The sequence below is a fragment of the Saccharospirillum mangrovi genome, assembly GCF_003367315.1.
GTDB lineage: Bacteria > Pseudomonadota > Gammaproteobacteria > Pseudomonadales > Natronospirillaceae > Saccharospirillum > Saccharospirillum mangrovi.
In genome coordinates, this window is the sequence record NZ_CP031415.1 from 323348 (window position 1) to 337024 (window position 13677).

Consider the following 13677-nt stretch of genomic DNA (forward strand, 5'->3'; position numbering starts at 1 on the left):
CGCCTATTTCGAACGCCGCCAGACAGTGCTTGCACGACTGCCGACAAGCTCTAGAATCGATCCAGACTTTATTGGCGGGTTGGTTTATGACCACCGAACGATCCTTGTCCAGGCTGCGCGCCGCGCTGCAGACACGCATTTTGGGTCAGCCGGAGCTGATTGAATCGCTGATGCTGGCGTTGCTGGCCGACGGCCATTTATTGGTCGAAGGCGCACCCGGCTTAGCCAAAACCACCGCCATCAAGGCGTTGGCGGCGGCTATCGATGGCGATTTTCAGCGCATCCAGTTCACCCCCGATTTATTGCCCGCCGATGTCACCGGTTCCGACATCTACCGCGCCCAAACCCAAAGCTTTGAGTTTCAGCCCGGCCCGGTGTTCGCCAATCTGGTGTTGGCCGACGAAATCAACCGGGCACCGGCCAAGGTGCAGTCGGCGTTGCTCGAAGCCATGTCGGAACGGCAGGTGACCGTCGGCGGTAAAACCTACGCCTTGCCCGATCCGTTTTTGGTGATGGCGACGCAAAACCCGATCGAACACGAAGGCACTTACGCCTTGCCGGAAGCGCAACTCGACCGCTTTCTGATGCGCGTGCGGCTGGATTACCCGGACGCCGCCACCGAGCGTCAGGTATTGGAACTGGCGCGCCGCCGCGAAGCCCGGGCCGATACCGACACCGAAACACTCGCCAGTCTGAACGACTTGCTCGCCGCCCGACGCGCCCTGAACGATGTTTATGTCGCCGAAGCGGTGAGCGATTACATCGTCCATCTGATCGACGCCAGTCGCCGCCCCGCTTATTACAGCGGTCGCTTGGCAGACGTCATCGATTTCGGTGCCTCGCCGCGCGCCACTTTGGCGTTGGAACGCTGCTCGCGGGCGCTGGCCTGGCTCGAAGGCGAGGATTTCGTCACGCCCGATCAGGTGAAGCGGCTGGCGCATCGGGTGCTGGAGCATCGACTGGTGCTGTCACTGTCTGGTCAAGCCGAAGGCTGGACCGCCGCTGCCGTGGTCGATCATCTGCTGGACAGCGTGGCGGTGCCCTGATGCCGCCGGCCCTGCTGCCAACGGGCACCGAGGTCCGACTGGAAGATTTGCTGGCGCTGCGCCTGATCGCCGGCGACCTCAGTCGCATTCCCCAGCGCCGCCCGGCGCAACTTCCCGAGGGTGAACAGCGCAGCCGCCAGCGCGGCCAAAGCCGCGAGTTCGCCGAACTGCGCGCCTACCAAAGTGGCGACGACGTTCGCCGCATCGACTGGCGCGTCACCGCCCGCCGCAACGAACCCTACCTGCGAGTATTCGAAGCCGAACGTCGGCAACCGCAACTGATCTGGCTCGACCTCAGCGCCAGCTTGTATTTCGGCAGCCAGACGGTCTTCAAGTCGGTCGTCGCCAGCCATTGGGCGGCGTTTCTGGGGTGGCGTTTAGTCGGGCTGAAACAGAGCGTGCGCTTGCTGGTGACCGGGCCGGGCATCGAACTGTGGCTGCATCTGCGGCGTCCGGCCGATGTCGCGGCGGCGTGCCAGCAACTGGCGCAGGCGCATCACTTGTTGGCGCAGCGGTATGTGACTGGCACCGAAGCGCCCCGGCTCGGTGCGATTCAGGCGGCATTGGCCGGCCGGCCCAATCTCTGGCTGCTGTCGGACTTGTCGCACTGGACGCCAGCGACGCTCGACAGCGCCCTGCCGCTGCAACGCCTGCATGGTTTGACGTTGCTGCAACCGGTCGATGCCGTCGAAGCCGAGTTGCCGCCGGTCGGCACGCTGTCGGTGCGCGGCAACCGGGGCGATACCCGGCTGCCGACCGACGCCGCCCGGGTGCGCCATCATCACCGCCAGGCCTTTGCCGACCGCCAGGCAGACTGGCAGCAATGGGCCAACCGCCGCGACGCACGCTGGCGGCCCACGGGCACTCAAACATTCGATTGGTCGGAGGTGCGCCAATGGCCGCTGCCGACCTGAGTGTGTTGACCGCACAATTGCTCGCCAATGCACCGCCAGCCGCGCCGTCGCTCTGGCCGCCCGCCTGGCCGGTGTGGGCGCTGGCGCTGAGTCTGTTGCTGACGTTATTGGCGGGGTGGTTTTATCGCCGCAAAACCGCCCGTCGTCGCCGTTATCTGCGCGCACTGCGGCAGGTGAAACGGCAATCGGCGCAACGCCGACTGCGCCAACTTCACGCCTTACTGCGCAACGCCGGTGGCGCCGAAGTGCGACGGTTGAGTGCGGCCGAGTTCGCTCAGGCCGTGGCTCAGACACTCGGTCAGCAACAGCCGCCCGCCTGGGTAAACGCGCATTACCGCCGCCGCGCCGAGCGCGTGAACTGGCGCGACGTGCGTCGGCTGATCCGACGGTGGTGCGCGTGAGTCTGGCCTGGCCCTGGGCGCTGCTGGCGCTGCCGTTGCCCTGGCTGATCTGGTGGCGGTTGCCGGCGCGCGTCAGTGCCGACCGGCTGCGTCATCCGCTGGTGCACAGTTGGCTGGCGGCCAGCGATTCGCGCGAACCGGCGCGTTCCGGTCGGCTCGGGTTCTGGCTGTGGCTGGTCTGGCTGTTGTTGATCGTCGCGTTGGCGCGGCCACAAACCCTCGGCCCGCCGCTGATTCCCACCCAGCCTGGGCGCAACATCATGCTGGTGGTCGATTTGTCGCTGAGCATGGCCGAGGCCGATATGGAATGGCAGGGCCGTCCGTTGAGCCGTTATCAGGCGGTGCAGGCGGTGGTCGGCGATTTTGTGCGCCAGCGCCGGGGCGATGCCCTGGGTCTGGTGGTGTTTGGTGATTTCGCCGCGCTGCAAGCGCCGCTGACGCCGGACGTCGAAGCGGTCGAAGGCGTACTGCGCACCTTGCAGCCGGGCATGGCCGGCAACAGCACCGCCATTGGCGATGGCCTGGCGATGGCGGTGCAGCGGTTGCACGAAGTGCAAGCCAGCGACGCTGTGATCATTCTGTTATCGGACGGTGAAAACACCGCTGGCGAGTTGTCGCCACAACAGGGCGCCGAAGCGGCCGAAGCCAGCGGCGTGCGTGTGCACAGCATCGGTTTTGGCGCTGAACCCCGGCTGGGCGTGTTCAGCATGAGTGGCAGCACCGTCGATGAAGCCACGCTGAAAGAGATCGCCGAACGGACCGGCGGCCAATATTTCCGCGCCCGTTCAACCGAGGAACTGGCCGAAGTCTATCGACAATTGGACGCGCTCGAACCCAGCCCGCAGCGCAGTCTGAACGCCCGCCAGGCGCGCGACTGGTTCTGGTTACCGGCATTGGTGGCGCTGTTGGTGTTGAGTCTGGGCCGCTGGCTGGCACTGGCGCGGAGGCCGGTATGACGCTGTTGCGCCCCTGGCTGTTGCTGTTATTGCTGCCCTGGCTCATTGGCTGGTGGTGGACGCGCCGACGCGAGCGCAGTGCCGCCTGGAGCCGGCTGATTCAACCGCAATTGCTGCAAGCGCTGGATCACGAACCGGGCCGCGACCCCATCGTTCAGCACTGGCTGCTCGGTCTGGCGGGTGTGTTGATCATCGTCGCACTGGCCGGACCAGCGCAAAGCCAGGCGACCAGCACCCGTCTCAGCCACGGCAATCTGGTGGTGTTGCTCGACGTCAGTCTGTCGATGGCCGCCGAAGATCTGGTGCCGAGCCGGCTCGAACGTGCCCGCCGCGTGGTCTTCGACTGGGCCGATTCGGGTCTGTTCGAGCGCACCGCCGTTATCGTCTATTCCGCCTCGGCGCATTGGCTGATGCCACTCACCGAAGACGCCCAAACGCTGGCGCTGCAACTGGAACAACTCGATCCCTTCGAAATGCCGCGCTACGGCAACCGGCCGGAACTGGCGTTTCAGTTGCTGGCGCAAAAACAATCGCAACTGGCCGGCGCGCCGCTGCATCGGTTGTGGCTGACCGACGATCCGGCCAGCGAACGACTGGCCGACATCGACACCGCGAACAACAGCGGCCACACCTGGATCATGCCGGTCGGCACCGAAAACGGCGGCCCGATTCCATTGCCCAACGGCGATGGATTCGTCACCGACGCCGACCGCATGGTGGTCGCCAACCTCGACCGCGATGCCTTCGAACAAGCCGCCAAACGCCTCGACGCCACCTTGCTGGGCCTGGGCAGCCAACCGCAGAGCGAGTGGCTGAACGCGCGTCGCAGCGTCCGATCTTCCGGGGCGTCACTGACCGATCTCGGCCCCTGGCTGTTGTTGCCGGCGCTGTTGTTATTGCTGCCCTGGTATCGACGCGGACTGGTGTTTGCCGTGCCGTTGCTGGTCGTTTTGACTGGACAACCGACACCGGCAATGGCGGCCGAACCCTGGTGGCACAACGCCGAACAGCGCGCCTACGACGCCTGGCGAAACGGCGACATCGCACGCAGCCGCGCACTGACACAACGACCGGAATTGCTCGGACAATTGGCGTTTGATGCTGGCGATTACGCCACCGCGGCCGACGCCTGGTCGCAGTCGAACCGCGCCGACGATCACTACAATCGCGGCAACGCCCTGGTCAACCTGGGCGAACTGGAAGCGGCGCTGGCGGCGTACGATCAGGCATTGGCACTGGGCGAGCATCCGGCGGCGCAGTACAACCGTCAGTTGGTGGCCGATTTTCTGGCGCAGCAAAACACCGAACAGGACTCGCAACCGCAAAGTGCTGAGCGTCAGCCAACACCGGATTCACTGCATCTGGACCCAAACGAGCCGGCCGAACAACGCACCGAGGACGATGAAGCCAGCGCCGAACAACGCATTCAGAACGCGCGGCTGGATCAATTGCTGAACCGGATTCCGCCGCCGCGTGGCAATCTGCTGGAGCGGCGTCTGCAACAGGAATACCGGCAGGCGCCGGTGGACGATGCGGGGGCGACGCTGTGGTGAGACTCGCGTTTTTGTTGCTGGCTTTGGTGGCGACCGCGCCGGTCTGGGCGGCGGTTGAAGCGGAAGTGGATCGCAGCCGGTTGTATCAGGACGAACGCCTGGAATTGATCGTGCGGGTCGATTCCGAAACTGCACGCTTTGCGCTCGATCTGACGCCGCTGTCGATACTGTTTGACATCGAACAACAAAGCCAGGGGCAACGCCTGCGCCGCGCCAGCAACGGCGAGATCGAAGCCTGGCGCGAGTGGCATCTGTGGTTGCGGCCGCGTCACATCGGCACGCTGGCGATTCCACCGTTCCGTTTCGGCAACGCCCGCAGCGAACGCATTCTGGTTGAAGTGCTCGACCCGTTGCAACGCGGTGACGATCTGCCGGCCGAAGCGGTGCAACTGGACGTGACGCTGAATGAGCGCGAACTCTACATCGGTCAGCCGACCATTCTGACCATCGATCTGTGGTATCAACTGCGCCTGCAAGGCGATTACGCCGACCTGGACTTTGGCGATTTCAACGTCGAACTGCTGGACGAAAGCAACGTTACCGACGTGCAAAACGGCCGCCAGATACGGCGCTACCGGCTGATTTATCGACTCACCGCCAATCACCCGGGCGAGCTGCAACTGCCACCGATCCGCTTTGTCGGACAGTATCAGGCCGGGCCGTACGGCGAGCGCCAATCGATCGAACGCGTTTATCCGGCGCAGACGCTGACCGTCAAACCCATTCCCGACAGCTACCCGAAAAACGCCGTCTGGCTGCCCGCCAAACGGCTCAGTTTGAGCGACAACCTGCCTGCCCAACTGGAACTGAGCGCCCACGCGCATCAGGACTGGACCGTAGTGACCGAGGTTGAAGGGCTGCCGCCGACGCGCCTGCCCGATCCGCTGGCGGGGCTGGGCGGCGATGTCTGGCGGCTGTATCGCAACGCTCCCGAATTCACCGACGCACAACGCCGCGACCTGGCCGCGCTGGTGTTTACCGAAGCCGGCCGGCAACGCCTGCCAGCGGTGCGTTTGCCCTGGTGGGATTTGCAGCGCGACCAGCTGGCGTACGCCGAATTGCCTGCCCGCACCATTACCGTGGTACCCGAAGCCAGCCCGGCGTTCCAACCGACGCCAACGTCCGGCGACGCCGAATCGACCAGCATTCGCTTGCCGTGGGGGTTGTGGCCCTGGCTCAGCGCGGCGCTGGGACTGGGTTGGTTATCGACCTTGCTGTGGTTGTGGCTGCGCCGACGTCGAAATAGGCCGGTCAAGGTTGAACCAGCGCCGCAACCGCGGCCGTTAAAGCTGGGTGCGTTGCTGGACGAAGCCGAGCCGCGTCCGTTTCGATTGGGCATTTTGCGCTGGCTGGCGCAGCACGATCTGGATGCGGCCAAGACATTGGCGGCGTTGCCGGAACCGGCGGCCAGTTTGTGGGCGCGCCTGAACGCCACGCTGTATGGCCCAACCGGGCCGGCGGCGCTGACGCGGGCGGAACGAAAGGTGTTGTTGCAGGCGTTGCTGAAACGACACGCCCGGCTGGTGAAGGCGGCGCAACGGCCGCCGGATTTGTCGCAGCTATATCCGGACTGAAGTGCCACCCGGACTGAAGCGTTACCCGGACTGATCGGCCGGCAGCCAGCGCGCCAGCATGGCGGCCAGTGCCTGGCGGCGCAGCGGCTTGGTCAGATAGGCGTCCATACCGGCCTGCAACGCCAGGCGTTGGTGATCCATCATGGCGTGCGCCGACAAGGCGATGATCGGAGTGTTGCGCCGCTGTTCGTCGTCCAAAGCACGAATGCGACGCGACGCCTCGTAACCATCCATGATCGGCATTTCGCAATCCATCAGCACCAGATCGAAATGACCCGCCTGCAATTGTTCCAGCGCCTGTTCGCCGTTGGAGGCGTGTTCCACTGTCATGCCCAGATGGTGCAGCATGCCTTCGGCAACCCGCTGGTTCACCACGTTGTCTTCCACCAACAACAGATGCGCCGGGCGCAGCGGTCGTTGCAGCGATTCCTGCGTTGGCCGATGGGCCACACCGACTGCACCGAGGTGTTCGCTCAACGGCAGTTCAAACCAGAAGGTCGATCCCTGGCCGAGCTGGCTGGAAAAACCGATGCGACCGTTCATCAGATCAACCAACCGCTGACAGATCGCCAGACCCAAACCCGTGCCGCCGTAACGGCCCTGGCTGTGTGCCTGGAAGAAGGCATCGAACAGAGCGCTTTGCCGATCAGGATCGATGCCGATGCCGGTGTCGCTGACTTCAAAACGCACTTCCTGCGGCCGCTCAGTACAGCCTACGTGCACTCGTATGTGGCCTTGGTCGGTGAACTTGAGCGCGTTGCCGAGCAGATTCAACAACAGTTGGCGCAAGCGGTTGGGGTCGCCGTTAACGCGCGTGGGCAGGCCGTTGTCGAGATCAACGATCAACGCCAGCCCTTTGTCTTCGGCTGGCTTGATGAACAACGCCAGGGTTTCGTCGATCAGATCCGGCAGGTCGAAATCGACCACTTCCAGCTCCAGCTTGCCGGCTTCGATTTTCGACAGATCAAGGATGTCGTTCAGGATGGTGGTCAACGCCTGGGCCGAATTGAGAATGGTGGCCAGGTAATCGTGCTGGGTCGGGTTCAGTGTGCTGTCTTGCAGCAGTTCGGCCATGCCGATGATGCCGTTCATCGGCGTGCGGATTTCGTGGCTCATGTTGGCCAGAAATTCGTTTTTGTGAGCGTTGCTGATGCGCAATTGCGCCAGGGTTTCTTCCAGTTCGTGGGTGCGTTGCTGAATCTGTTGTTCCAGATTCTGCTGGTGCTGTTTGATGCGCAACGAGCGGTCGGCAAGCTGCACTTGCAGCCGGTTCAGACGCTCGGCGAGCAGGCCGATTTCATCGCCTTCGCGGGTCAGCCATTCGGGCAGCAACTGGGCGCGAAACACATCGTCTTCCGGCTCGATGGTGGCGAGGATGTCTTGCATGCTTTGCAGCCGACGCTCGACCAGGCGTCGTACCGAGACGGCGGTGACGACGACCAGAATGATGCACAACAGCAGCGCGCTGACGGCGGTGAAGGTCAGGTTGCGCCAGCTTTCGCCGATGATGGTGCCAACGTCGGAATAGGCGACAACCCGACCAACCGGGTAATCGAAACCGTTGGCGCGGTACAGAATATCGATTGAAAAGCGCAGCTGTTTATTGAACAGCTTGCCGTCGCTGATGATGTGGATGTTCGGATAATCGTCGAGCGGGAATGCGCGACTGCTGCCGGACCAGAGCTCGGGCTGACCACGCGCTTCGTTCAGCGCAATGTCTTCGGATTCGATGAATACCGCGGTGATCAACGGGTGTTCGTACAGCAGATCAGCCGAGGCTCGAATCTGAATCGGATCAAAACTCCACAGTGCGTTCGCCAGCACATCGCGGCTGCCTTCCAGGGTGTAGGCAATCTGTCGCGCGCCGGACTCTTCTTCCAGCGAATATTCCAGACTGAGCTGCAAGCCCGTGGTGATGAACACCAGGGTGACAAACAGGCCGGCGATCCACACCAGCAATCGACGTGACAGCGGCAGTCGTTTCCTTGACGGAGCCAGAGGAGACTTGGGCACAGGCGCTCTTCCAATAAGCGAACAACAACGAGACAGACTCAGTGTAGTTCAGCTTGGCGCAGGCGTGCCGTGAGCAGGCGAACAAAGCAGGTAAGCAAAGCGTTAAGCAAGACGGGCAAGCAACCGGATGATTGCTTGCCCGGTAGGATCAGCCTTTGTTGCGACCGGCGCGCTTGCGCTCGTTCTCAGTCAGCAGCTTCTTGCGCAGACGGATCGATTCCGGCGTCACTTCCACCAGTTCGTCGTCTTCGATGAATTCCAGCGCCTGTTCCAGGGTGTGGCGAATCGGCGGGCTCAGCGTGAGCGCTTCATCGGTACCGGCGGCGCGGATGTTGGTCAGCTGTTTGGCCTTGGTCGGGTTGACCACCAGATCGTTGTCGCGGCTGTGAATGCCGATGATCTGACCTTCGTAGATTTCCTCACCATGGCCGAGCAGCAAGCGGCCGCGGTCCTGCAACTGGTACAGGCTGTAGGCCAGGGTTTTGCCCTTTGCCATGCTCACCAGTACGCCGTTCTGACGGCTCGCCATGTTGCCGCCTTTGACCGGACCGTAGTGGTCGAAGATGGACGTCATGATGCCGGAGCCGGAGGTCAGCGTCAGGAACTGGCCACGGAAACCGATCAAGCCGCGTGACGGCACGATGAACTCGAGCTTCACCCGGCCTTTGCCGTCGGTTTCCATGTTGGTCATTTCAGCACGGCGCAGGCCGAGCTCTTCCATGACACCGCCTTGGTGCTGTTCTTCGATGTCGATGACGACCTGCTCGTACGGTTCCTGAACCACGCCGTCGATGACTTTCTGAACCACTTCCGGACGCGACACGGCCAGCTCAAAACCTTCGCGGCGCATGTTTTCGATCAATACCGACAGGTGCAGTTCGCCACGGCCAGAGACTTTGAATTTGTCGGCGGTGTCGCCCTGCTCAACGCGCAGCGCCACGTTGGCAATCAGTTCCTGATCCAGGCGATCTTTGATGTTGCGCGAGGTGACGAACTTGCCTTCCAGTCCGGCAAACGGAGAGTCGTTGACCTGAAAGGTCATGCTCACGGTCGGCTCGTCAACGGTCAGCGGCGGCAACGCTTCGGGGGTGTTCGGATCACAGAGGGTGTCGGAAATGTTCAGCCCTTCGATGCCGGTAATACAGACGATGTCGCCCGCTTCGGCTTCCGGCACTTCGATGCGCTCGAGGCCGTGGTAACCCATAACCTGCAAAATACGGCCTTTGCGCTTGCTGCCGTCGCGGCCGACGACCACGACTTGATCGTTGGTCTTCAGCTTGCCGCGCTTGATGCGGCCAACACCGATAACGCCGACGTAGGAGTTGTAGTCGAGCGCAGAAATCTGCATCTGGAACGGGCCGTCCATCTCGACGTTCGGCGATTTCACCTGCTGGGTGATCATCTCGAACAGCGGCGTCATGTCTTCGGCCAGATTGTCCGGATCGTCACCGGCAACACCGTTCAACGCCGAGGCGTAGATGATCGGGAAGTCCAGTTGCTCGTCGGTGGCACCGAGGCGGTCGAACAGATCGAACACCTGATCAATCACCCAGTCCGGACGTGCGCCGGGGCGGTCAACCTTGTTGATAACGACGATGGGGTTCAGGCCTTTCTCGAACGCCTTGGAGGTCACGAAACGCGTTTGCGGCATCGGGCCGTCAACGGCGTCAACCAGCAACAAAACGGAATCGACCATCGACAGTACCCGTTCCACTTCGCCGCCGAAGTCGGCGTGTCCGGGGGTGTCGACGATGTTGATGCGATAGTCCTGCCATTTAATGGCGGTGTTTTTCGCCAAAATGGTAATACCGCGCTCACGTTCCTGATCATTGGAATCCATGATGCGCTCAGCGCCCTGGTCCTTGCGACCGAGGGTGCCGGACTGCTGCAACAGCTTGTCGACCAAAGTGGTTTTACCGTGGTCAACGTGGGCGATGATGGCGATATTACGCAGGTTCTCGATCACAACTGGGGTCCGAGGGGGAAATTAGGGGCGCGCATTATAACCGCTTGGGCTGAATAAAAAAGGATCAGTTTTGGGCGTGTGTGCCGGAAGACGCTGAACGGGAGACGGGAGACGCCAGATAGCGGCGACGGGTTGGTTTTGTGTTTAAGCGTCTTCCGTCTCCCGGGTGCGCAGCACCCAAGCGTCTCCCGTTTCCAGCTATGGAAACAGCTGCACAATGCCGCTGTCCGCGTGCATGTCGGCGACCATCCAGATTTGCTCGAACGGATGACCTGCGGGCACTTCGATGTGGTGTTGCAGCGCTTCAATTTCCGGGCGTGACCAGTGCGGGTTGGCGTTGCGGATCACCAGCCAGACGCGTTCGCTGTTGTAGGTTTTCTCGGCTTTGATCGCCAGGATGCGGTTCAGGGCGCGCAGCAGGCGGCCACTGGTATCGCTGGCGTTCAGGGCGGTCAGTTCGCGTTGTGTTGTGGCGCTGAGATCGCGCCCGAGGATGTCCATCGCCTCGACTTCACTGCCGTACAGATGGGCGATTTCCAGGTCCAGGCGCTCGCCATCGAGAAAGCAGGAGACATCAGGCTTATCGGGTCGGTTGTGCCAGATGTGGCGGATCGGCACGCCCTGATTGCGCTCCCAGTGGCGCATGAACAATCGCGCCGCCTGATGTTCTAGTTCTATTTTTTCCTGTTCGGCGGGAGACATTGGGGAGTGGAGGTTTGGGGTGAGTTTTGGAGTATAGCGGGAAGTGGGAGACGGGAGACGCCAGATAGCGGCGACGGGCCGGTCTTTGTATTAAAGCGTCTCCCGTCTCCCGGGTGCGCAGCACCCAAGCGTCTTCCGTCTGCAAAGCACTCAAGCGTCTCCCGTTCTTGTCCCTCAGGACAAGAACACCCCATACACCGGATTATCCGACTCATCCCAATACGGATAACCCAGATCATCCAGCTTGGCGCGGAAGTCTTTCATTTCTTTGCCGGGCACCTGAATGCCGGCCAATACCCGACCGTACGCTGCGCCGTGGTTGCGGTAGTGGAACAGCGAAATGTTCCAGTTACCGCCCAGGGTGTTGAGGAATTTACCCAAAGCGCCCGGCCGTTCCGGGAACTCGAAGCGGTACAACCGTTCGTTCTGAATGTTGGGCGCGTGACCGCCGACCATGTGGCGGATGTGCGATTTGGCGACTTCGTTGTCGGTTAAATCCAGCACTGGGTGGTCGGCATTGCGCAATGCCTGCACCAATTCCTGACGTTCTTCGTTGCTGCTGATGCGCACACCAACGAAAATTTTCGCCTCAGCGTCATCGGCGTAGCGGTAATTGAATTCAGTGACCGCGCGCTTGCCGATGATGGAGATGAATTGCTTGAACGCGCCAGGGCGTTCGGGAATGGTGACCGACAAAATCGCCTCGCGGTGTTCGCCCACTTCGGCGCGTTCGGCGACGTAACGCAGCCGATCGAAATTGGTGTTGGCGCCCGATGAAATAGTCACCAGCGTTTTGCCTTCCCAACCTTCGCGGGCGACGAATTTCTTCATGCCGGCAACGCTGGTGGCACCGGCCGGTTCGGTGATCGAACGGGTGTCGTCGAAGATGTCTTTTACCGCCGCGCAGATTTCATCCGAGGTCACGGTGATAACTTCATCGACGGTTTCGCGAAGGATTTTCCAGGTATGTTGACCGATCTGCGCCACGGCGATGCCGTCGGCAAAAATGCCGACCTGATCGAGCGTCACCCGTTTGCCCGCTTTAAAGGCCGCCGCCAGACAGGCGCTTTCTTCGAATTCGACAGCGATCACCTTGATCTGCGGTTGCAGGTATTTGATGTAGGCGGCCATGCCAGCGGCCAGACCGCCGCCGCCGACTGGAATAAAAACCGCGTCAATCGGCGCGCCAGTGTGTTGATGCAAAATTTCCCGCGCGACCGTGCCCTGCCCGGCAATGATGTCCGGGTCGTCAAACGGATGAATAAAGGTCAGGCCTTTTTCCGTTTCGAGTTTTTTTGCGTGCGCCAGCGCTTCGTCGAACGAATCGCCAACCAGCACCACTTTGCCACCGCGTGCGCGCACGTTGGCGACTTTGATGTCTGGCGTTGTCTTCGGCATAACGATGGTGGCTTTAACGTTCATTAAACGCGCGGCTTCGGCGAGGCCCTGAGCGTGATTACCGGCCGAGGCGCAAATGACGCCGTTGGCGAGTTGCTCCGGCGTCAGCGTGGTCATCTTGTTGTAGGCGCCGCGCAACTTGAACGAAAACACCGACTGCAAATCTTCGCGTTTAATCAAAATCTGGTTATTCATCCGGCGGCTGAGAAAGGCAGCGGGTTCCAAAGGCGTTTCGATGGCGGCATCGTAGACTTTGGCGTTGAGGATTTTCTTGACGGTTTGTTCGAGCATGAACGAATCCTACAGTCCGGATGAATGGGGCGCGTCAGGCGCCTGGGGATTGTACGGTTTTTGCTACAGCCCGGAAATGCACGCCCCTGGCGATTTGCGGCATACTGTTTTGCAACCGAGCGCCTATAATGCGCGCAACCGACATGAGAGGCCGATATGGATCAGCAAGCATTGAAACAGGCAGTCGCCGACGCGGCTCTGGCCTTCATCAAACCGGATTTAAAAGCCGACGCCATCATCGGCATCGGCACCGGCTCTACCGCCAATTGTTTTATCGATGCGTTGGCGAGCGTTAAAGAACGTTTCCGTGGCGCCGTTGCCAGCAGCGATGTCAGTGCCGAGCGCTTGCGCAGTCACGGCATCGATGTGTTCGAACTCAATGAAGTCGACAAGCTGACGGTGTACGTCGATGGCGCCGACGAAGCCAACCGCAAACTGCAATTGATCAAAGGCGGCGGCGCGGCTTTGACGCGTGAGAAAATTGTCGCTTCGGTCGCCAAGACGTTCATCTGCATCGCCGACGAATCCAAGGCCGTGCAAAAACTCGGTGCCTTTCCGTTGCCAGTGGAAGTGATTCCGATGGCGCGCAGCGTCGTCGCTCGCAAGCTGCAAAAAATGGGTGGCAATCCGGTGTATCGCGAAGGCGTGGTGACCGACAACGGCAATCAGGTGCTGGACGTTTTTGATCTCGACATTCAGGACGCCGTGGCGCTGGAAAAAGAGATCAATAACATTCCCGGCGTGGTCACCAACGGCTTGTTCGCGTTGCGTCCGGCCGATGTGTTGTTGCTTGGCACCCAGAATGGCGTCAAGCAACTCACCGTCATCAACACCATGGCTGAAGACGGCGAGTTTTATTGATT

11 protein-coding genes are annotated in these 13677 nt (G+C 61.4%); 7 read left to right on the forward strand and 4 right to left on the reverse strand.

The genetic code is table 11. The annotated features are described in order from the left end of the window. The first annotated feature begins 86 nt into the window (after positions 1-86). The 6 genes from DW349_RS01565 to DW349_RS01590 are packed head-to-tail and all read left to right on the forward strand — an operon-like array spanning position 87 to position 6444. Positions 87-1046 carry an AAA family ATPase gene (locus tag DW349_RS01565; RefSeq protein ID WP_108127437.1) on the forward strand — a complete coding sequence of 320 codons (960 nt, stop codon included), beginning with the start codon at positions 87-89 and terminating at the stop codon, positions 1044-1046. Next, positions 1046-1960 carry a DUF58 domain-containing protein gene (locus DW349_RS01570; protein WP_108127435.1) on the forward strand — a complete coding sequence of 305 codons (915 nt, stop codon included), beginning with the start codon at positions 1046-1048 and terminating at the stop codon, positions 1958-1960. The genes DW349_RS01565 and DW349_RS01570 overlap by 1 nt, the downstream gene beginning before the upstream one ends. Then, the gene (locus DW349_RS01575) at positions 1942-2361 is read left to right on the forward strand and encodes a DUF4381 family protein (protein ID WP_157954458.1); all 420 of its coding nucleotides are present in this window, start codon (positions 1942-1944) and stop codon (positions 2359-2361) included. Before DW349_RS01570 ends, DW349_RS01575 begins: the two co-directional genes overlap by 19 nt. Next, positions 2358-3317, forward strand: a complete 960-nt coding sequence (locus tag DW349_RS01580; protein ID WP_157954457.1) for a VWA domain-containing protein — start codon at positions 2358-2360, stop codon at positions 3315-3317. Before DW349_RS01575 ends, DW349_RS01580 begins: the two co-directional genes overlap by 4 nt. Further along, positions 3314-4870, forward strand: coding sequence for a VWA domain-containing protein (locus DW349_RS01585; RefSeq protein WP_108127429.1), 1557 nt, complete (start codon positions 3314-3316; stop codon positions 4868-4870). The genes DW349_RS01580 and DW349_RS01585 overlap by 4 nt, the downstream gene beginning before the upstream one ends. Beyond that, a complete protein-coding gene (locus tag DW349_RS01590) occupies positions 4867-6444 on the forward strand; it encodes a BatD family protein (RefSeq protein WP_157954456.1) in 1578 nt (525 codons plus the stop codon). Before DW349_RS01585 ends, DW349_RS01590 begins: the two co-directional genes overlap by 4 nt. A 21-nt stretch (positions 6445-6465) precedes the next feature. On the opposite strand, the gene DW349_RS01595 is transcribed toward DW349_RS01590, so the two are convergent. From DW349_RS01595 to ilvA, 4 genes are all read right to left on the reverse strand, one after another. Beyond that, positions 6466-8457 carry an ATP-binding protein gene (locus tag DW349_RS01595; RefSeq protein WP_157954455.1) on the reverse strand — a complete coding sequence of 664 codons (1992 nt, stop codon included), beginning with the start codon at positions 8455-8457 and terminating at the stop codon, positions 6466-6468. 148 nt (positions 8458-8605) lie between these two features. Beyond that, positions 8606-10423: a translational GTPase TypA gene (gene typA, locus DW349_RS01600; RefSeq protein WP_108127423.1), complete on the reverse strand. Its 1818-nt coding sequence runs from the start codon at positions 10421-10423 to the stop codon at positions 8606-8608. 198 nt (positions 10424-10621) lie between these two features. Further along, positions 10622-11125, reverse strand: a complete 504-nt coding sequence (locus tag DW349_RS01605; RefSeq protein WP_108127421.1) for a hypothetical protein — start codon at positions 11123-11125, stop codon at positions 10622-10624. 174 nt (positions 11126-11299) lie between these two features. Then, positions 11300-12814 (reverse strand): threonine ammonia-lyase, biosynthetic, encoded by a 1515-nt coding sequence (gene ilvA, locus DW349_RS01610; protein WP_108127419.1) that lies wholly within the window; start codon positions 12812-12814, stop codon positions 11300-11302. A gap of 156 nt (positions 12815-12970) precedes the next feature. Between ilvA and rpiA the strand changes: the two genes are divergently transcribed. After that, a complete protein-coding gene (gene rpiA, locus DW349_RS01615) occupies positions 12971-13675 on the forward strand; it encodes a ribose-5-phosphate isomerase RpiA (RefSeq protein WP_108127417.1) in 705 nt (234 codons plus the stop codon). Positions 13676-13677 lie beyond the last annotated feature (2 nt).